We start from the raw sequence: 18605 nt of genomic DNA, 5'->3' as shown, positions 1-18605 counted from the left end.
TTTGTATGTCACGCGGTGTCCCCGTGCCGCCCTGTCTGCGAGCGCCCACGAGACGGCTCCCAGGCTACGCCGTGCGGATGCCGCAGGCATTTCCGCCTCCGCCGCGTGGTCCGTTTCACAGAAGATGCCAGAAGTTGGCCAAACGCTGCGTGTTCCGCCGGCTGCTGGTAAGGCCCGTCGTGTCGCCGGCGCCCGGTACGACGGGGGGCGGGGGTGGTGCCCGGCACCACCCCCGCCCCCCGTCGTCCGAACCCGTCAGGAGATGTCGCGACGGCGGGTGATCGCGATGCCGACCACCCCGCTGACCACCGCGTAGCCGATCAGCACGAGCGCGCCGACCCACCACTCGGGGGTGAAGTCCGTCTGGCCCTCGCTGACCATGACCGTCGAGGCGACGGCCGGCCAGATCACCTGCCACTTGGCCACGGCCATGTTGTCCAGCGCGTTCGCCAGCAGCATGAACAGCAGCCCCACCACCTGCGTGCCGACCAGGTAGAGCACCGCGGCGGTGATCACCGCGCCGAGCTGGTTGGTGATCAGCGTGCCGATGCCCACGCCGAGGACCGTCCAGATCGCGTACGCCAGCAGGTTGAGCAGCAGCGCCCGCTGCACGGCCCACTCGTCGAGCATCGTGCCGTAGTCGTTGATCGACAGGAAGACCGCCCCGGCGGCCAGGTCGATCAACGTGGTCACCAGCCAGAACCCGAAGCCCAGCAGGCTCGCCGCGACGAGCTTGCTGATGATCACCGACGTGCGCCGCGGCGTGGACAGGAACGTCGTGGTCGCCGTCTGGTGGAAGAACTCGTTGGTGACCATCAGGATGCCGATCAGCATCACGAACATCAGGCCCAGGTACTGCCCGGAGGTGTAGAGGTTGGCGGCCTGCGCCGCCGCGGACGCCATGTCGCCGGTGACGCCCAGGCTCTCGCCCTTGCCGCTCAGCGTCTCGTCGGCGACCCAGGCGTTGACCGCGAACGCCAACGCGATCGACAGGAACGCGCCGATGGCCAGCCACCACCAGGTGCTGGTGGTGCGGATCTTGAGCAGCTCGGATCGGACGAGGTTCATCGGATGCCCGCCTTTCCGGCCGTCAGCTCCAGGAAGACCCGTTCCAGGTCGGGCCGTTCCGTGGTCAGTTCGTGTAGTTCGACGCCGGCGGCCAGGGCGACCCGGCCCACGGTCGGGGCGTCCACCCCGCCCACCAGCAGGACGCCGTGCTCGTCGACGTCGACGGTGGCCGGGCCGTCCTTCAGCGCCACGGTCAGCGCGTCGGCCTGCGGGGTGCGCACGCGCACCCGGACGCCCTGCGCCATCGACCCGATCACGTGCTCGACCGTGCCCTGCCGGACGAGCTGGCCGGCGGCGATGATCACCACGTCGTCGGCGAGCAGCTGCATCTCGGACAGCAGGTGGCTGGAGACCAGCACGGTGCGGCCCTCGTGCGCGAGGTTCTTGAGGAACCCGCGCATCCACCGGATGCCCTCCGGGTCCAGGCCGTTGGCCGGCTCGTCGAGGATCAGCACCCGGGGGTCGCCGAGCATCGCGGCGGCGATGCCGAGCCGCTGCTTCATGCCGAGCGAGTAGCCCTTGAACTTGCGGTTCGCCGCCGGCGTGAGCCCGACCAGCGCCAGCGCCTCGTCGGCCCGCTGCTTCGGCAGCCCCGCCGCCGCGCAGAGCACCCGCAGGTGGTTGATCCCGGTGCGGCCCTTGTGCGCGCTGGACGCCTCCAGCACCGCGCCGACGTGCCGCAGCGGGTCGGTCAGGTCGGCGTACCGGCGGCCGCTGATGGTCGCCTGTCCGCCGGTCGGGGTGACCAGGTTCAGCAGCATGCGCAGGGTGGTCGTCTTGCCGGCACCGTTGGGGCCGAGGAACCCGGTCACCCGCCCCGGCTCGACCGTGAAGGACAGATTGTTCACGGCCCGGACGTTCTTGTACTGCTTCGTCAGGCCGGACACCACGATCTGACCGTCACTTGTGGGGCTTCGCTGCCCGTCAGTCATTGCTCTCCTTCGTGCGGGGGCGTCGGGGTACGCCGTGACACAGCGTGGCGGGCGGGCGCAACGAGGTCAATCAGGCGCGCTCCGTAGATCCACCTCCGTCTCAGGCAGGAGGCCCTCCTCCCCAGGAACGACTACCCGCCGGCCGCCGCCACGGCGATCCAGGTCGCCCGGGCCCAGGCCAGGAGGGTGCCGTCGGGGGCGTACAGGCTGGTGTGCACGAGTGCCTTGCGGCCCTCGCCGCCGACCATCGCGCCGGTCACCACGCACTCGTCGCCCGGCTCGGGCAGCGCCGCGACCACCGCCGCGATGCGGCCGAGGACGTACGGCCGGCCGGGGGCGATGACCGCCCAGCCGCCGGGGCAGTCCAGCGCCGCCCAGACCGTGGCGGGAGTGACCGACCCCGGCGCGCGGAACGGCGCGGCGGTCCGGCCGTCCGGCAGCCGGCCCGGGAAGATCCGCAGGCCGTCGGGGCGGCCCGGGCCGCAGACGTAGCAGCCCGGGAAGGGGTGGTCCACCAGTCCGGGGTACGCCGCCGACGCGGCCCGCGCGGCCGGCAGGTCCACCGGCGGCACGACCGCGCGGGGATCCTCCGTGGGGCGGACCTGGGCGACGACCAGGCCCTCCGGGTCGCGGACCTCCCCGTCGACGAGAGTGAGCAGGGTCTCCAGCGGGGGCGGGCGACGCAGCGTCACCTCGACCGGCCCCGGGGCACCGGACGCGGCGGCGAAGACCCCGGCGCTCCAGCCGCCGTTGCCCGAGCCGGGCGGCCCGTTGTGGCGCGACTCGATGATCATCAGACACCTCCTGCGGCGCGGCGTCCGGCCCCGTCGCCGGCCCGCCCCCGGCAGCCTCGCACGCCCGCCGGCCGGCCCCGCCACGGGTCGCCGACCGCCGTTCACCTCATCGACACTCCTCACCCCAACGCCCGGCAACCCGGGCCGCCTACACAGGTGCCATGGCCGTTCTGCACGCCGCTGGCGCACCCCTGACGACCAGCGGATACACCCTGCTGATCGCCGACGACCCGAGCGAGGTCGCGGCCGCGCAACGCCTCCGTCACGAGGTGTTCGCCACCGAGCTCGGCGCCACCCTCCGCCCCGACGCCGCCGGGCGCGACGTCGACGAGTTCGACCCGTACTGCGACCACCTGATCGTCCGGCAGGAGAGCACGGGCGAGGTCGTCGGCACGTACCGGCTCCTCCCGCCGGACCGCACCGACCGTCGGTACGCCGAGACCGAGTTCGACCTCGCGGCGCTCGACCCGCTCCGGGAGCAGTTGGTCGAGGCCGGCCGCTCCTGCGTGCACCCCGACCACCGCTCCGGCGCCGTGATCAACCTGATGTGGGCCGGCATCACCCGCTACCTGCACCTGCGCGGGTCGCGCTGGCTCGGCGGCTGCGCGTCGGTGCCGGTGGCCGACGGGGGCGGGGCCGCCGCCGCGGTGTGGGACGAGGTCCGGGCCCGGCACCTGGCCCCGCCGCCGCTGCGGGTGCGTCCGCGCCGTCCCTGGTTTGCCGAGCCGGGCGCGACGACCGGGCCGGCCGACCGTCCGGCGGGGCGGGCCGTGCTGCCGCCGCTGCTGCGCGGCTACCTGCGCCTCGGCGCCTGGGTCTGCGGGGAACCCGCGTACGACCCGGACTTCGGGGTGGCCGACTTCTACGTGCTCTTCTCCCTGGACCGGATGAACCCCCGCTACCTGCGGCACTTCCTGGGCGGGACCGAGCGGTGAGTGCGACACCTCTCTGGCTGCCCGCGTCGGGCTGCGGGCCGGCCTGCCTCCCGGTCGCCGGCGAGCCGCCGGCCGCGCCGGCGGCCCGGCGGGCGGCCCGGCTGCTGGCTGTGCTCGGGATGCTGCTGGCGGGCACGGTGCTGGCCGCGCTGCTGCCGGTGCTGCCGGCGGCGGAACGGGCCGTGGCCGTGCGCGGCTGGGCCCGGGGGACGCTGCGCGTCCTCGGCGTCCGCCTGGTGGTGCGCGGCCGGGCGCCGCGGCGGCCGGCGTTGCTGGTGGCCAACCACGTCTCCTGGCTGGACGTGCTGGCGCTGCTGGCCGTCGCGCCGGCCCGGATGGTGGCCAAGCGGGAGGTGCGGTCCTGGCCGCTGGTCGGGCTGCTCGCGACCGCGGCTGGCACCGTCCTGGTCGACCGGGCCCGGCCGCGCGACCTGCCGGCGACGGTGGCCCGGGTCGCCGCCGTGCTGCGCGCCGGCCGCCCGGTGGCGGTCTTCCCGGAGGGTACGACGTGGTGCGGGGCCGCCGACGCGGTCGGCTGCCGCCCCGGCCGGGGGTTCCGCCCGGCCCTGTTCCAGGCGGCGATCGACGCCGGGGCGCCGGTGGTGCCGCTGCGGATCGGGTACGCGTGCGCCGCGACCGGCGTGCCGACCACGGCCGCCGCCTTCGTCGGCGACGACAACCTGTTCCGCTCGCTGGGTCGGGTGCTCGCCGCCCGCGACCTGGAGGTCCGGGTGACCGTCTCCGCCGCGCTGCACCCCGCGCGGGACGCCGACCGTCGACTGCTCGCCCGGACGGCCGAGTCGGCCGTGCACCTCGTGCCGCCGCCGGCCGGGTCGGCGGCCCCGGGCGCGCCGGTCCCCGTGCCGGCGCTGTCCGCGCCGGTCCCCGTGCCGGCGCTGTTTCCGCCGGTGGCCGCGCCGGTGCCGTCCCCGCCGGTCGCCGCGCCGTCGGAACCGGGGCCTCCCGCCGGGCCGGCCGGACCGGAGCGGAGGCTCGACCTGGCCGCCTGACCCCCGACCGTCCGCCGCCCGGCGGCACCGCTTGCCATATCGCGATGTATCGCGTTACTGTCCTGCCGTGGGACGCGTCGGGCCGGCGCGTCACCGGAGGGAGGACCGATGACCGGCTGGACCGTGGACGCCCCGCAGCGGCTCACCCTGGACGGGCCGGTCACCCGGCTGGACGTCCACCTGCTCAGTGGCCGCCTCAACGTGGTGGCCACCGACGGCCCGGCCCGGGTCGACGTCACCCGGGTCGGTCGCCGGCCGGTCCTGGTCGAGCACCGGGACGGTCGGCTCTCCGTACGCCAGCAGCGGCGCCGGCGGTGGTCTGAGTTCGTCTGGTGGGTGGGGCCGCTGTCCCGGCTGTCCCGGGTCGACGTCTCCGTCGCGGTCCCCGCCGACGTGCTGGCCGACCTCGAACTGGTCGAGGGCTCGCTGGTCGCGTCGGGCCTGCGCGGCCGGACCCGGGTGGAGGTGACGGCGGGGCGGATCACGCTGATGGGGCTGCGCGGCCCGACGTCGGCGAAGACCACGTCGGGCCCGGTCGAGGCGCTCGGCGTGTCCGGCGACCTCGACCTGGAGACGGTCTCGGGCGAGGTGACCCTCGCCGACAGCGCGGCCGGGCAGGTGCGCGCGACCACCGTCTCCGGCGCCATCACCTGCGACCTGGACAATCCCCGGCGCAGCGACATCCGGCTCAGCACGATCTCCGGCGGCATCACCGTCCGGGTCCGCGAGGACAGCGACCTCGCCGTGCGCCTGCACACCACGTCGGGCCGGATCACCAGCGGCTTCGCCCAGGTGCGGGGCAGTGCCGCCCCCGGGGCGGTGGTCGACAGCGAGGGAGTGCTCGGCGCGGGCGAGGGTAAGCTCTGGGCTTCCGCCACCTCGGGCAGCATCGCGCTGCTCGCCCGCCCGGTGGACGACCAGGAAGAGGAGCTGCCGTGACCGCCGTGTTCAGTCACGGGCGGCTCCGGCTCTACCTGCTCAGGCTCCTCGACGACGGCCCGAAGCACGGCTACGAGCTGATCCGCCTGCTGGAGGAGCGGTTCCTCGGCCACTACGCGCCCAGCGCCGGCACCATCTATCCCCGGCTGCAACGGATGGAGGCCGACGGGCTCGTCACCCACACCGCCGTCGGCGGCCGCAAGGTCTACGAGATCACCGAGGCCGGCCGGGCCGAGCTGCGCCAGCGGGCCGGCGAACTGGCCGCCCTGGAGTCGGACATCGCGGCCTCGGTCGAGGACCTGTCCGCGCTGGCCGGGGAGATCCGCGACGAGGTACGCGGCTCGGTCCGCGACCTGAAGCGGGAGCTGCGCGAGGCGGCGCGGCAGACCCGACGGGCCCGCTGGACGCCCCCCGCGCCCGGTCCGGCGCCCGCCCCCGCCCCCGCGGCAGGGCCGGGAACGACGTCGCTCGCCGAGTTCGACCAGCGGCTGGCGGCCTTCGCCGTCGAGGTGGGCACCCTGGTACGGGCCCGCAGGCTCACCGACTCGCAGCTGCGTACGGCGATCCGGCTGCTCGACGGCGCGCTGGACGGGCTGCGGCGGCTGCTGCGCTGATCACGGCGGTCGGCTCACAGGCTTTTTCCAGGAAGTGCCCAGCGCGGACGCAGCGAGAGCGCGGATGATGGGCGCATGGCCGCTACCCAGACCGAGGCGCGACTGCTCGTCGTCGAGGACGATCCCAACATCCTCGAACTGCTCTCCGCGAGCCTGCGCTTCGCGGGTTTCGACGTGGCCACCGCGACGAGCGGCAGCGCCGCCCTGCACGCCGCCAAGGACCACCGGCCCGACCTGGTCGTGCTCGACGTGATGCTGCCCGACCTGGACGGCTTCGAGGTCATCCGGATGCTCCGCGAGGGCGGCACGCGTACGCCCGTGGTCTTCCTCACCGCGCGCGACGCCACCGACGACAAGATCCGCGGGCTGACCCTGGGCGGGGACGACTACGTCACCAAGCCGTTCAGCCTGGAGGAGCTGACCGCCCGGATCCGGGCGGTGCTGCGGCGGACCAGCACCGGCGAGCAGGCGCCCTCCCGGCTGACCTTCGCCGACCTGGAGCTGGACGAGGAGACCCACGAGGTGCACCGGGCCGGCCAGCGGGTGCAGCTGTCGCCGACGGAGTTCAAGCTGCTGCGCTACCTGATGCTGAACGCCAACCGGGTGCTGTCGAAGGCGCAGATCCTCGACCACGTGTGGAACTACGACTTCCGGGGCGACGACAACATCGTCGAGTCCTACATCTCCTACCTGCGCCGCAAGGTGGACAACACCCAGCCCCGGCTGATCCACACCCTGCGGGGCGTCGGGTACGTGCTACGCAAGCCGGCGGCGTGAGCCCGCTCGACCAGGGGAAGGCGCGGCTGCGCAGCGTCCCGCTGCGGGTGAAGCTGGTCGCCGCTGTGCTGGCCCTGGTCGCCGCCGCGCTGCTGGTGATCAGCTCGCTGACCGCCTTCTTTCTCCGCAACTATCTGGTCGGCCAGGTTGACGGCCAGATCAAGTCGGCCAGCCAGGGCCTCGGCCAGGCACTTCCCTGGCTGCGCAGCGGTCAGGTCCAGGCGATGCTGCCCAGCAGCTACGTCGTCTCGATCGCCGACGAGGAACAGGTGTACCGGCCGGTCTACGACGTCAAGAGCCTCGACCCCGAGCAACTGCCGAGGTTTCCCACCGACCTGAGCGGATTCGTCGCGCTCGAAGGCGAGCCCGTCTACGTCCTGTCCCGGGACGGTCACACCCGCTGGCGGGTGGTCTACGCGGGGCAGGAGGACGGCTCGGTACTGGCCGTGGGGCAGCCGCTCACCCAGGTGGATCGCGCCGTGAAGCAGCTGATCTGGATTGACATGCTGGTCGGCGGGGCGGTGCTGATCCTGCTCGCCTCGATCGGCGCGGCGATCGTCCGGACCAGCCTGAAACCGCTGGTGGAGATCGAGCGTACGGCTGCCGCCATCGCCGGCGGCGACCTTACCCGGCGGGTGCCCGACCCGGAGGAGGGGCAACCCGTCCCGACCTCGGAGCTGGGCCGGCTCTCCCGGGCGCTGAACGCCATGCTGACGCAGATCGAGGCCGCCTTCACCGCCCGGGCCGCTTCGGAGACCGCCGCCCGGGCCGCCGAGACCACGGCGCGGGACGCGGCCGGCGCGGCGCGGGCGTCCGAGGCGCGGGCCCGGCGCTCGGAGGAGCGGATGCGGCAGTTCGTCGCGGACGCGTCGCACGAGCTGCGGACGCCGCTGACCACCATCCGGGGCTTCGCCGAGCTGTACCGGCAGGGCGCGGCGAGCGCGCCGGAGCAGACCGCCGACCTGCTGCGCCGCATCGAGCAGGAGGCGGCCCGGATGGGGCTGCTGGTGGAGGACCTGCTGCTGCTGGCCCGGCTGGACCGGGAACGGCCGCTCGCCCTCGCCCCGGTGGAGCTGCCCGTGCTGGCCAGCGACGCGGTCGAGGCCGCCCGGGTGGTGGCGCCGGAGCGCCGGGTGGAGCTGGAGATCGAGCCCGGGTCCGGCCCGCTGGTGGTCTACGGCGACGACGCCCGGCTCCGTCAGGTGATCGGCAACCTGATGACCAACGCCCTCACGCACACCCCGCCGGACGCCTCGGTGACCCTGCGGCTGCGGGCCGAGTCGGGCAACCTGGCCGTGGTGGAGGTGGCGGACACCGGCCCGGGGCTCACCCCCGATCAGGCGGAGCGGGTCTTCGAGCGCTTCTACCGGGTGGACGCGGCGCGTACCCGGCGGGCCGGCGGCAACACCGGCACCGGCCTCGGCCTGGCCATCGTGGCGGCGCTGGTGCGCGCGCACCACGGCACCGTCGAGGTGGCCGACACCCCGGGCGGGGGCGCGACCTTCCGGGTCCGGCTGCCGCTCGTGCCGGACATCGAGGGTGATGGAGAGTGACTTTCAGCCAACATTCAGGCCGGTTCCAGGCTGGTCGCAGTGGCCCGAGCGAAGGTGGATCCATGACCGAGTACGAGTCCGACCCGCAGCGCCGGCCGGCCGCCACCGACGCCGAGCCGTCGCACCCCACCGCCGAGCTGCCGCGCGCCGAGCGCGCGCAGTCCGACTCCCACCCCGACCCCGCCCCGACCGCCCCGGGCGACCCCGTCGCTCCGGCGTCGGCCGCACCCGCCGCGACGGGCGGCGACGCCTTCCGTACCGCCGAGCCGGGCCGGACCACCGACGCCCCGGTCGCGGGCGACGTCGCAACGCGCGCCCCGGAGCCGGCCCGCACCCCCGAGACCACCGCCCCGGACCCGGTCCGTGGCCCCGGCGTCCCGGCCGGGCAGCCCGCCCCGGCGGGACCGTTCCCACCCGCCACGGCCGGCCCGTCCGCCCCGCCCTACCCCGTGTCCGGTCAGGCGCCGGGCGGCCACCCGCACGCGGCCGGGCAGCCCGGCCAGCCGCAGGGCACGCCGTACCCGGGCGCGCCGTGGTACGGCCAGCAGTCCGGCTGGAGCGGCGGGGGACAGCCGGGACAACCGGGGGCGGGCTACGGCCAGCACCCGCATCACCCGGGCCAGCCGGTGCCGCCCTGGGCGCCCGCGCCGGCGGTCGGCCCCCGGCCGGGCCGGATCGCGAAGCTCGCCGGCGCCGGCGTCGCGGTCTTCGCCCTGATGCTCGGTTCGGGCGTCGCCGGCGGGGCGCTCGCGCTCGCCGTGGACGGCGACTCCGGGACCACCCGCACCTACTCCGCCGCGCCGGTGATCAACAGCGCCGACCTGCCCCGGATCGCCGCCGCCGTGCAGCCCAGCGTCGTCTCCATCGCCACCGACAGCGGCGAGGGCTCCGGCGTGATCCTCACCGCCGACGGCTACGTGCTCACCAACAACCACGTCGTCGCCTCCGCCGGCCAGGACAGCGTCCGGGTGGTCTTCGCCGACGGCAAGACCGTCCAGGCCCGGATCGTCGGCACCGACCCGAAGACCGACCTGGCGGTGGTGAAGGCCGCCGGCGTCAGCGACCTGAAGCCGGCCACGTTCGGCGACAGCGACGCGATGCAGGTCGGCGACCAGGTGCTCGCCCTCGGCAGCCCGCTGGGCCTCCAGGGCTCGGTCACCGCCGGCATCCTCAGCGCCCGCGACCGCACCATCCAGGCCGGCAGCGGCCAGCAGCGGCAGGAGCCGGGCCAGGGCGCCAGTTCGATCGCCGGGCTGCTCCAGACCGACGCGCCGATCAACCCGGGCAACTCCGGTGGCGCGCTGGTCAACACCCGGGGCGAGGTGATCGGCATCAACACCGCGATCGCCACCGCCGGTCAGGGCAGCACCGGCAACATCGGCGTCGGTTTCGCGATCCCCAGCAACAAGGCCAAGGACGTGGCCGGCAAGCTCCAGCGGGGCGAGAAGGTCAGCCACCCGTCGCTCGGGGTCAGCGTGACGGCCGCCGAGGGCGGCGGGGCGCTGGTCGCCGCCGTCACCTCCGGCAGCGCCGCCGAGAAGGCCGGGCTCCAGCGCGGCGACGTGATCACCCGGTTCGGCGACAAGGCGGTCAACGACTCGGACGACCTGGTCGGCGCCGTGCAGGCCGGCAAGGTCGGCGACCGGGTAGTGGTGACGTACAAGCGCAACGGCGCCGAATCCACGGCAACCGTGACGCTCGCCGAGACGTCGTAACCCGTAACCGAAACTTTCCTCCTCCCTCCGGCGGCGGGTGGCGGGGCCAAGGGGGTTGGCTCCGTCACCCGCCGCTTCCTCTGACGGCGGTTCGCCCGGTGCGGGTGAGCCGCCGTCACCCGTCGGGTCGGCATCGTCGGTGGCAGACCCGGCGAGGCGTACGGAGGGATGCGATGACCACGGCAGCGGCCGTCCGGACCGACGATCGGATCCAACGGGACGTGCTCGACGAGCTGGCCTGGGACGCCCAGGTGCAGCCGAACGACATCGGGGTGACCGTCGCCGACGGCGTGGTCACGCTGACCGGTTGGGTGGACGGCTACGCCCACAGGTGGGCGGCGCAACGCTGCGCGCAGCGCGTACGCGGGGTGCGGGCGGTCGCCGACGACATCGAGGTGCGCCTGCCCGGCGAGGCGGGGCGTACGGACGCCGAGATCGCGATCGCGGTGAGCCGGGCGCTGGAGTGGGACAGCTTCGTCCCCGCCGAGCTGCTGGACGTCACGGTGGCCAACGGGTGGGTGATGCTGCGCGGCGAGGTGGAGTTCGGCTGGCAGCGGCGCACCGCCGAACGGGAGGTGCGCCGGCTGCGCGGCGTACGCGGGGTGACGAACCTGGTCGAGGTGCGCCCCGCCACCCGTCCGGACGCCGAGCGGATCCGGCGCGACCTGCAGCGGGCGCTGCTGCGGGGGATCGGCACCGAACGGGTGACCGTCGAGCTGGACGGGGACACGGTGATCCTCGGGGGCGTGGTCCGTTCCTGGTGGGAACGGGACGAGGCGGAGCGGCTGGCCTGGTCCGCCGCGGGAGTGCGGGCGGTGCGGGACCGGCTCCTCGTGGGCGGGTGAACGCCCGGCTTGTCCGGTTTAGTCGCGCTGTCACCGGGAAACCGCCCTCGATCCCGCCGTGTGGGGTGGCCGGCCGGAGCGCATCCGGCACCGGCTGCCCACCCGCACCACCGACCGACGGGGAGGACTCGTGGCCGTTAACCACCTGCCGACCGACCGGGCGGCGGAATGGCCGTTGCGGATCGCGATGGTGGTGCCGCCGTGGCTGTCGATGCCTCCGCCCGGCTACGGCGGGCTGGAACATGTGGTGACCGGCCTGGTGGAGGCGTTGAGCGAGCGGGGACACGCGGTGACCGTGTTCGGGGCGGGCCAGGAGCACGGCACCCCCGCCGCCTTCGTCTCCACCGTGCCGGAACTGCAGTACGAGCGGCTCGGCGAGGCGCTGCCCGAGCTGGCCCACCTGGCCCGGGTCAACCACCTCGTCGACGCGGCCGACTTCGACGTCGTCCACGACCACACCACGATCGGCCCGCTGGTCGCCGGCCGCCGGGCGGTCCCCACCGTGGCCACCGTGCACGGCAACCCCGTGGGCGAGTACGGCGACGTGCTCAGCGACACCGACCCGGGCGTCGGGCTGGTCGCCATCTCCCACGCACAGCGCCGGCTCAACCCGCGACTGCCCTGGGTCGGCACGGTGCACAACGCGATGGACGTCCAGGGCATCCCGCACAAGACCGCGCCCAGCCACGGCCCGGTGCTCTGGCTGGCCCGGTTCAGCCCCGACAAGGGTCCGGACGTCGCCATCCGGGCGTGCCGGGTGGCCGGTCTGCCGCTGGTGCTCGCCGGCAAGTGCAACGAGCCGCCCGAACGCCGCTACTTCGACGAGGCGGTCCGGCCCCTGCTCGGCGAGGACGTCCACGTGGTGCTCGACGCCGACCGGGCGGAGGCGCTGCGGCTGCTGGTCGAGGCCCGGTGCCTGATCATGCCGATCCAGTGGGAGGAGCCGTTCGGCATGGTGATGGTGGAGGCCATGGCGACGGGCACCCCGGTGGTGGCCCTGAACCGGGGAGCCGTGCCGGAACTCGTCCGGCCCGGGGTGACGGGCCTGATCTGCGAGGGCGTGGACGACCTGCCCGGCGCGCTGCGTGCCGTGCCCGACCTCGACCCGGCGGACTGCGTCGCGCACGTGGCGCGGAACTTCTCCACGGCCCAGATGGCCGCCGGCTACGAGCAGGTGTACCGCCGCTTCATCGCCGACGCGGCCCGGTCCGCCGGGGTCCGGGAGCCGGCCCGGGTGGCCGGGTGTTGACCGTGGCCGGCCGTACCTGACCGGCCCTCTCCGGCGACCCGCTCAGCCCGCGCCGCCCGGCGCACCGAGGCCCGGCCGGCACCGGCACCGGACGGCCGCTTTCCGGCCCGTGCCAGGATGAGGCCATGGCGCGGGGACCGGTGGCGTTCGTGCTCGGGGGCGGGGGAGTCCTCGGCGCGGTCGAGGTGGGCATGCTGCGGGCCCTGTTCCGGGCCGGGATCCGGCCCGACATGGTGCTCGGCACGTCGATCGGGGCGGTCAACGGAGCCCTGGTCGCCGCCGAGCCGTCCGAGGCGGTCACCGACCGGCTGGTCCGGCTCTGGGCCTCGCCGGAGGCGAGCGAGGTGTACGGCGACTCGGTGGCCCGGCAACTGCGCCGGTTCGCCGCCCGGACCCACCTGCACTCTCCCCGCCCGCTGCGCAAGCTGCTGGAGGGCGAGCTGGGCGCGGAGACCACCTTCGCCGACCTCCGGGTGCCGTTCCGCTGCTGTGCCGCGAACATCGAGCGGGCCGCCGAGCACTGGTTCGACAGCGGTCCGCTGGTGCCGGCCGTGCTGGCCTCCGCCTCGGTGCCGGGGCTGCTGCCGCCCGCCCAGATCGGCGACCAGCACTACGTCGACGGCGGGATCGTCAACTCCATCCCGATCGGCGAGGCCGTCGCCGCCGGTGCCGGGCGGATCTTCGTACTCCAGGTGGGGCGGATCGAGCGGGAGCTGACCCCGCCCCGGCGGCCCTGGGAGATCGCCCAGGTCGCGTTCGAGATCGCCCGGCGGCACCGGTTCGCCCGGGAGATGGCGGCCCTCCCCGACGGGGTGGAGGTGCACGTGCTGCCCACCGGCGGGCTGAACCCGCGCGACGACACGCCGTGGGCGTACCGGGACATGGCGGCGGTGGGGCGGCGGATCAGCCGGGCCTACACGGCCTCCCGGCACTACCTGGCCACCCAGGTGGAGCGCTGATGCCCCTGCCGCCGCGGTGGGTACGCCGGGTGCTCCTGGCCCCCGGCGTGGTGCTGCTCGCCTTCCTGGTGGTGACCACCCTGCCGGTCTGGGCGCTGCTCGCGGCGGCCGCCTCGCCGCTGGTCCCGGGCCGGCTTCGGCCGCTGCGGCTGCTCTGGATCGGCTGCGTCTACCTGGTCTGGGACGCGGCGGCGCTGCTCGCGCTCTTCGGGCTCTGGGTCGCCTCCGGCTTCGGGTGGCGGGCCCGCTCGCCGGCCTTCCAGCGGGCCCACTACGTGCTCGCCGGCTGGTTCCTGCGGGTGCTCTTCTGGCAGGCCCGCTGGACGCTGCACCTGAGCATCGACGTGGTGGGCACCGATCCCGACACGGCCCTGCCCGGCCGGCCGGAACTGGTGCTCTGCCGGCATGCCGGCCCCGGCGACTCGTTCATCCTGATCCACGCCCTGGTGAACTGGTTCAACCGGGAGCCGCGGATCGTGCTCAAGGACAGCCTCCAGTGGGATCCGGCGATCGACGTGCTGCTCAACCGGCTGCCCAACCGCTTCCTCGCGCCCGGTCCGGACGGGCGGGGCTCGGTGACCGAGCAGATCGGGCACCTGGCCGAGGGCCTGGACGACGACGACGCCTTCGTGATCTTCCCGGAGGGCGGCAACTTCACCCCGCGCCGCCGGCTGCGGGCCATCGCGCGGCTGCGCGCGCTGGGCCTGGAGCGCATGGCGCTGCGTGCGGAACGGATGCGACACGTGCTCGCCCCGCAGCCCGGCGGGCTGCTCGCGGCCCTGGACGCCGCCCCCGACGCCGGGGTGATCTTCGTGGCGCACACCGGCCTGGACCGGATGCTCACCGTGGCCGACGTGTGGCGGGAACTGCCGATGGACAAGCAGATCGTCATGCGCTTCTGGTCGGTGCCGCCCGAGGAGGTGCCGACCGGCCGGCAGGAGCGGATCGACTGGCTCTTCGACTGGTGGGCGCGGATCGACGAGTGGATCGCGGCCAATCGGGACGGCGCCGCGTAGGGTGCGCTGGTGGACCAGATCTGCGTGGTGACGACGGTGGTGGACGCGCGGTCGGTCGCCGACGTACTGGCGGCTGCGGCCGTCGCCGGGCGGCTGGCGGCCTGCGCGCAGGTGGGCGGCCAGGTGGACAGCACCTACTGGTGGCGTTCCGGGGTGGAGACCAGCACCGAGTGGTCGGTGCAGTTCAAGACCGCGCCGGACCGGGCCGCCGCGCTGGTGGAGCAGATCCGCGCCAGCCATCCGTACGAGGTGCCGGAGATCCTGGTGACCCGGGTGGACAGCGGCGACCCCGCGTACGCCGCCTGGGTGCACGAGCACACCCGGCCCTGAGTACGCGCACTCTGGGGCGGTGACGGGAGCCGGCCGACAATGGCCGGGTGCAGACCACGGGTTACCCCTGTCCCGCCTGCGGCGCGCCGGCCTCCCTCGGCTCCGGCTGCTCCGGTTGCGGGCGACCGCCGTACCCGGCCGCCGCCGAGGTGATCCGGCTCGACCGGGAGATCGTCGCGCTCGGCGGCGAGGTCGAGCGGGCCCGCGCGGCGTACCAGGGGCTCGTCGACCGGCTGGCGGCGAGCCGGCGGCGCCGGGCGGAGCTGGCCGCCGCGATCCGGGCGGAGTTCCCCGGCCCCGCCGCGCGTCCGGCTCCCGCCGCCGTCCCGGCACTCGCGCCGGCCCGCCCGACGCCGGCCCGCCCGACGCCGGCGTGGCCCGCCGGGGGGCCGGTCGCGCCGGTTCCCGCGCCGGCCGCCGTCGGCGGGGCGGAGACCTCGACCCGGACGGTCCAGAGCCTGCTCTTCGTCCTCGGTGGACTGCTGCTGGGCACCGCGGCGGTGGTCTTCACGGCGGTCGCCTGGGCAGCGGTCGGCGTCGCCGGCCGAGCCCTGATCCTGGCCGCGTTCACCGCGCTCGCCCTGGCCGCGCCGCTGGTGGCGGTGCGGCGGGGGCTGCGCGGCACGGCGGAGACCTTCGCCGCGGTGGGGCTGCTGCTGGTGCTCCTCGACGGGTACGCCGCCTGGACGGTGGACCTGTTCGGGGTGGCCGGCTGGCCCGGCACCCGCTACGCCGCGCTGGTCGGGGGGGCCGGCGCGGCGGTCGCGGCCGGCTACGCCCGGCTCAGCGGGCTGACCGTGCCGTGGTTCGCGGCCCTGGTGACCGCGCATCCGGTGCTGCCCCTGTTCGCCGTCGCGGCCCGGCCGGACGCCGCCGGCTGGGCGGTGGTCTTCGTCGGGGTGGCGCTGCTCGACCTGGCGGTGCTGGTCGCGCTGCGGCCTCGACGCGGCCCGGCGGGCGGCGCCGCGACCCAGCCCGGGGGGTCACCGACGGTCGCGGCACCCGGGGCCGGGGTGGCCACGCCGGCGGTGCCGGGACCGGCGGTGCCGGGACCGGCGGTCGCGCCGCCCGGTGCGGTTGGCGGATCGGGGGAGCGTCCGGTGGTCATCGCCGGGCGCGTCGTCGCCTGGATCGGGTACGCCGGCGCGCTGGCCGTGGCCGCGAGCTGCGCGCTGGTGCCGCTGGCCCTCGGCCGGGCCGCCGGCACCCCGCTGCTGGCCGGGGGCCCGCTGCTGCTGGTGGCGCTGGCGTTGCTCGGCGCGGCGGTGCTCACCGGCGGTCGGGTGTTCCGCGCCGTCGCCGCCGGGCTGCTGGTGCCGGTGCTGGCCGGGGCGGTCGTCCGCCCCGCCGCGGAGCTGGGGACGGCACCGGTGCTCACGGCGCTGGTCGTGGTGGCGCTGGCCGGCGCGGTGCGGCTGCTGCCCGCCGGCTGGCGGACCGGTCCCCGGGTCGGCGCGCTGCTGGTGGCCGGGGGGACCGCCCAGCTCGCCGTGCTGGTGGCCGTGGTGCTCGCCGGCGGTGCGGTCGGTCGGTCGCTGCCGCCGTGGCACGGTGCCGCCGTAGGGCCGGACATCGCCCGGGGTTGGCAGTTGCCGGTGGTGATCGCGCTGACCCTGGCGGCCGTGGGGCTGCTGCTGCCCCGGGCCGCCCGACCCGCGCTGGCCGCGTTCGGCGTGGCGGCCACCGTGCTCGCCGTGCCCGCCGGCTGGCCGTCGCCGTGGCCCGCCGTGGTGGCCCTGGACCTGGTGGCGGGGGCGGGCCTGCTGACCGTCGGGGTGGGGCGGCCCGGCGCCCGGTCCTGGACGGCGGTGACGGCGGCGGCGTCCGGAGCCCTCCTGCTCGGGCACGGGCTGCTGGTGGGGCTCGCCGCCCCCGGCGGGGTGGGGGCGGCGCTCGCGGTGGTCCTGGCCGCCGGGCTCGCCGTGGCCGCCGCCGGGCGGCGCGGCACGGCCGTCCAGCGCGGGATCGCCGGGGTGTCCCTGGCCGCCGCGTCGCCCGCGGTGCCGGCCGTCGCGGCCGTCGCCCTGATCGCGGCCGGAGCGCCGGCCTGGTGGCAGGCGCGGGCGGCGCTGGCCGCCGTCGCGGTGCTGCCGGTCGGGCTGCTCGCGGTCCGCCGGCACTGGCCCGACCTGCGGACGTACGCCTCCGTCGGGCTCGCCGTGGCGGTCGCGCTGGTCGGGTTGGCGCCGGTGGTCGTACCGGCCGACGAACCGGTGGCGCTCTACGCCGCCGTGGCGGTCCTGCTGGTGACGCTGAGCGGTGCGGCGCGCTCCGACACCGTCCTGCGGGTGGCCGGCGTCGGGCTGCTGGTGATCGCCCTCGCCGCCGCCGCGCCGGTGGCGTTGACGGTGCACCTCGCCCCGTACGGCGGGGTGTCGCCCTGGTCCGGGGCGCCCGCGGTCGAGCCCGTCCCGGAGGCGTTCCCGGCCGGCGTGGCGCTGGCCGCGCTGGCGGTGGCCGCGCTGCTGGCGGCGGGGACCGACCGGACTGTCCCCCGGGCGCGGTCCGGCCCGGCGCCGGCAGGTCTGGCACCGGTCGGGGGCGGTGCTGGCACGCCGGGTGCGTTCGGGTCCGGTGCGGGCATGCCAGGCGCCGTCGGGGCCGGCGGCGGAGCGTCGGCGCGCGGCGCGTGGTGGCGGGCCGCGCTCGTCGCGCTGCCGTTCGCGGCGACCGCCCTGCCGGTGCTGCTGGTCGCCGTCGGCGCGCCGTGGCCGGTGGCGCCGGCCGCCACGCTGGTCGTCGGGGTGGTCGCGGTGCTGGTCGCCGCGCTGGCCGCGCCGCGCCCGCTGCTCGCCCCGGTCGGGGTGCCGGTGGGGCTGGCGTTGACCGCCTCCGGGCTGCTCGGGCTGTTGGCCACCAGGGCGGGCACGCTCGCCGGCCTGGGCGTGCTGGTGGTGGCGGCGACCGTGGTCGGCGTGGCCGCCCGCCGGGGCGACGCCCGGCTCGTTGGTCGCCTGGTCGCGGTCGCCGCCGCGACCGGCCTCGCGGTCACCGCGCCGCTGGCCGGCGGGCTGCCGCTGCGGACGGCCGCCTTCAGCGTGCTCGCCGTCGCGGTGCTCACGCTGGCCGCCGCCGCGCTGCTCGGCGGCCACCGGGCGCCGGTCGGGGCCGCCCCGGCCCGCCAGGGGTCCGCCCCGGCGGCGGTGCTGGACGCGGCCGCCCAGGCGGTGGCGCTGGTCGCGCTGCTGCTCGCGGTCGGGGCCCTCCGGCACGCGGCGGCGGTCTGCGTGCTGTGGGGCGCCGCCGTCGCGCTGCGGGTGCTGCGCCGGGGCGAGCCGGCGGGCCGCCGCTGGGCGTTCGCGGGCATCGCCGGCGGCAGCGAGCTGCTCGGCGGCTGGCTGCTGCTGGCCGCCGGGGGAGTGGCGGTCCTGGAGGCGTACACGGTGCCGGCGGCGGCGCTGGCCCTCGGGGCGGGCGTGGCGGCGCTGCGCACCCGGGCCGGGCTGACCAGCTGGCTGGCGCTCGGCCCGGGGCTCGCGGCCGCGCTGCTGCCGAGCCTGGTGTCGGTGCTGGTGGCACCGGATCCCCAGCCGTGGCGGCGGCTGCTGCTGGGGGCCGCCGCGCTCGGCACGGTGCTCGCCGGGGCGACCCGTCGCTGGCAGGCGCCGGTGCTGCTCGGCGGGGTGACCCTGGCGCTGCTCGCGCTGCACGAGCTGGTCCGCGGGTGGGACCTGCTGCCCCGGTGGATCTTCCTGGCCGTCGGCGGGTTCGCGCTGATCGGCCTCGCCGCCACGTACGAGCGACGGCGGCGGGACCTGGCCCGGCTCCGGGCCGCCGTCGGCCGGATGGGCTGACCGCCGGGTCCGCGCCCCGGCGGCCGGGGGTAGGGTCTGCCCTACCCCCGCTCGGGGGGTGGACAGGGTTACTCA

Annotated in this window: 16 protein-coding genes; 13 read left to right on the top strand and 3 right to left on the bottom strand. The window is 76.1% G+C overall.

Features of this window, described 5'->3' with window-relative positions:
- Positions 1–255 precede the first annotated feature (255 nt).
- The 3 genes from AB0G14_RS16640 to AB0G14_RS16630 form a co-directional block, all read right to left on the bottom strand.
- Entirely contained in the window at positions 256–1068 is an 813-nt protein-coding gene (locus AB0G14_RS16640; RefSeq protein ID WP_357698118.1) for an ABC transporter permease, read from the bottom strand.
- Entirely contained in the window at positions 1065–2000 is a 936-nt protein-coding gene (locus AB0G14_RS16635) for an ATP-binding cassette domain-containing protein (protein WP_357698116.1), read from the bottom strand. Before AB0G14_RS16635 ends, AB0G14_RS16640 begins: the two co-directional genes overlap by 4 nt.
- Before the next feature lie 131 nt (positions 2001–2131).
- A complete protein-coding gene (locus tag AB0G14_RS16630; RefSeq protein ID WP_357698114.1) occupies positions 2132–2794 on the bottom strand; it encodes a hypothetical protein in 663 nt (220 codons plus the stop codon).
- Between the two features lie 161 nt (positions 2795–2955).
- On the opposite strand from AB0G14_RS16630, the gene AB0G14_RS16625 reads away from it, so the two are divergent.
- The 13 genes from AB0G14_RS16625 (at position 2956) to AB0G14_RS16565 (ending at position 18530) form a co-directional block, all read left to right on the top strand.
- On the top strand, positions 2956–3729 hold the full coding sequence (locus AB0G14_RS16625) for a GNAT family N-acyltransferase (protein WP_357698112.1): 774 nt from the start codon (positions 2956–2958) through the stop codon (positions 3727–3729).
- Positions 3726–4739 carry a lysophospholipid acyltransferase family protein gene (locus AB0G14_RS16620; RefSeq protein ID WP_357698110.1) on the top strand — a complete coding sequence of 338 codons (1014 nt, stop codon included), beginning with the start codon at positions 3726–3728 and terminating at the stop codon, positions 4737–4739. The genes AB0G14_RS16625 and AB0G14_RS16620 overlap by 4 nt, the downstream gene beginning before the upstream one ends.
- 108 nt (positions 4740–4847) lie before the next feature.
- Complete coding sequence (locus tag AB0G14_RS16615) at positions 4848–5678, top strand: DUF4097 family beta strand repeat-containing protein (protein ID WP_357698108.1); 831 nt, start codon at positions 4848–4850, stop codon at positions 5676–5678.
- Positions 5675–6292: a PadR family transcriptional regulator gene (locus AB0G14_RS16610; protein ID WP_357698106.1), complete on the top strand. Its 618-nt coding sequence runs from the start codon at positions 5675–5677 to the stop codon at positions 6290–6292. Before AB0G14_RS16615 ends, AB0G14_RS16610 begins: the two co-directional genes overlap by 4 nt.
- 75 nt (positions 6293–6367) lie before the next feature.
- Positions 6368–7069: a response regulator transcription factor gene (locus AB0G14_RS16605; protein WP_091103329.1), complete on the top strand. Its 702-nt coding sequence runs from the start codon at positions 6368–6370 to the stop codon at positions 7067–7069.
- Positions 7066–8622, top strand: coding sequence for a HAMP domain-containing sensor histidine kinase (locus AB0G14_RS16600; protein ID WP_357698104.1), 1557 nt, complete (start codon positions 7066–7068; stop codon positions 8620–8622). The genes AB0G14_RS16605 and AB0G14_RS16600 overlap by 4 nt, the downstream gene beginning before the upstream one ends.
- Positions 8623–8684: 62 nt before the next feature.
- On the top strand, positions 8685–10337 hold the full coding sequence (locus AB0G14_RS16595) for a trypsin-like peptidase domain-containing protein (protein ID WP_357698102.1): 1653 nt from the start codon (positions 8685–8687) through the stop codon (positions 10335–10337).
- Between the two features lie 173 nt (positions 10338–10510).
- The gene (locus AB0G14_RS16590) at positions 10511–11182 is read left to right on the top strand and encodes a BON domain-containing protein (RefSeq protein ID WP_357698100.1); all 672 of its coding nucleotides are present in this window, start codon (positions 10511–10513) and stop codon (positions 11180–11182) included.
- 187 nt (positions 11183–11369) lie between these two features.
- The gene (locus AB0G14_RS16585) at positions 11370–12431 is read left to right on the top strand and encodes a glycosyltransferase family 4 protein (RefSeq protein ID WP_357698223.1); all 1062 of its coding nucleotides are present in this window, start codon (positions 11370–11372) and stop codon (positions 12429–12431) included.
- Between the two features lie 125 nt (positions 12432–12556).
- Positions 12557–13390 (top strand): patatin-like phospholipase family protein, encoded by an 834-nt coding sequence (locus AB0G14_RS16580; RefSeq protein WP_357698098.1) that lies wholly within the window; start codon positions 12557–12559, stop codon positions 13388–13390.
- Positions 13390–14406: a 1-acyl-sn-glycerol-3-phosphate acyltransferase gene (locus AB0G14_RS16575; RefSeq protein ID WP_357698096.1), complete on the top strand. Its 1017-nt coding sequence runs from the start codon at positions 13390–13392 to the stop codon at positions 14404–14406. The genes AB0G14_RS16580 and AB0G14_RS16575 overlap by 1 nt, the downstream gene beginning before the upstream one ends.
- Before the next feature lie 9 nt (positions 14407–14415).
- Complete coding sequence (cutA, locus tag AB0G14_RS16570; RefSeq protein WP_350703705.1) at positions 14416–14736, top strand: divalent-cation tolerance protein CutA; 321 nt, start codon at positions 14416–14418, stop codon at positions 14734–14736.
- A 47-nt stretch (positions 14737–14783) separates the two neighbouring features.
- The gene (locus AB0G14_RS16565) at positions 14784–18530 is read left to right on the top strand and encodes a hypothetical protein (protein ID WP_357698094.1); all 3747 of its coding nucleotides are present in this window, start codon (positions 14784–14786) and stop codon (positions 18528–18530) included.
- The last annotated feature ends 75 nt before the right edge of the window (positions 18531–18605 follow it).

Origin of the sequence: Micromonospora sp. NPDC023814, assembly GCF_040639595.1 — a bacterium.
Taxonomy (GTDB): domain Bacteria; phylum Actinomycetota; class Actinomycetes; order Mycobacteriales; family Micromonosporaceae; genus Micromonospora.
Note: the sequence above shows the minus strand (reverse complement) of the source record. Positions and strands in the feature narration are given on the sequence as shown.

Coding starts and splice junctions, on each gene's coding strand:
- AB0G14_RS16640 (WP_357698118.1), bottom strand. CDS start 1,068: ATGAACCTCGTCCGATCCGAGCTGCTCAAGATCCGCACCACCAGCACC.
- AB0G14_RS16635 (WP_357698116.1), bottom strand. CDS start 2,000: ATGACTGACGGGCAGCGAAGCCCCACAAGTGACGGTCAGATCGTGGTG.
- AB0G14_RS16630 (WP_357698114.1), bottom strand. CDS start 2,794: ATGATCATCGAGTCGCGCCACAACGGGCCGCCCGGCTCGGGCAACGGC.
- AB0G14_RS16625 (WP_357698112.1), top strand. CDS start 2,956: ATGGCCGTTCTGCACGCCGCTGGCGCACCCCTGACGACCAGCGGATAC.
- AB0G14_RS16615 (WP_357698108.1), top strand. CDS start 4,848: ATGACCGGCTGGACCGTGGACGCCCCGCAGCGGCTCACCCTGGACGGG.
- AB0G14_RS16605 (WP_091103329.1), top strand. CDS start 6,368: ATGGCCGCTACCCAGACCGAGGCGCGACTGCTCGTCGTCGAGGACGAT.
- AB0G14_RS16595 (WP_357698102.1), top strand. CDS start 8,685: ATGACCGAGTACGAGTCCGACCCGCAGCGCCGGCCGGCCGCCACCGAC.
- AB0G14_RS16590 (WP_357698100.1), top strand. CDS start 10,511: ATGACCACGGCAGCGGCCGTCCGGACCGACGATCGGATCCAACGGGAC.
- AB0G14_RS16585 (WP_357698223.1), top strand. CDS start 11,370: ATGGTGGTGCCGCCGTGGCTGTCGATGCCTCCGCCCGGCTACGGCGGG.
- AB0G14_RS16580 (WP_357698098.1), top strand. CDS start 12,557: ATGGCGCGGGGACCGGTGGCGTTCGTGCTCGGGGGCGGGGGAGTCCTC.
- AB0G14_RS16575 (WP_357698096.1), top strand. CDS start 13,390: ATGCCCCTGCCGCCGCGGTGGGTACGCCGGGTGCTCCTGGCCCCCGGC.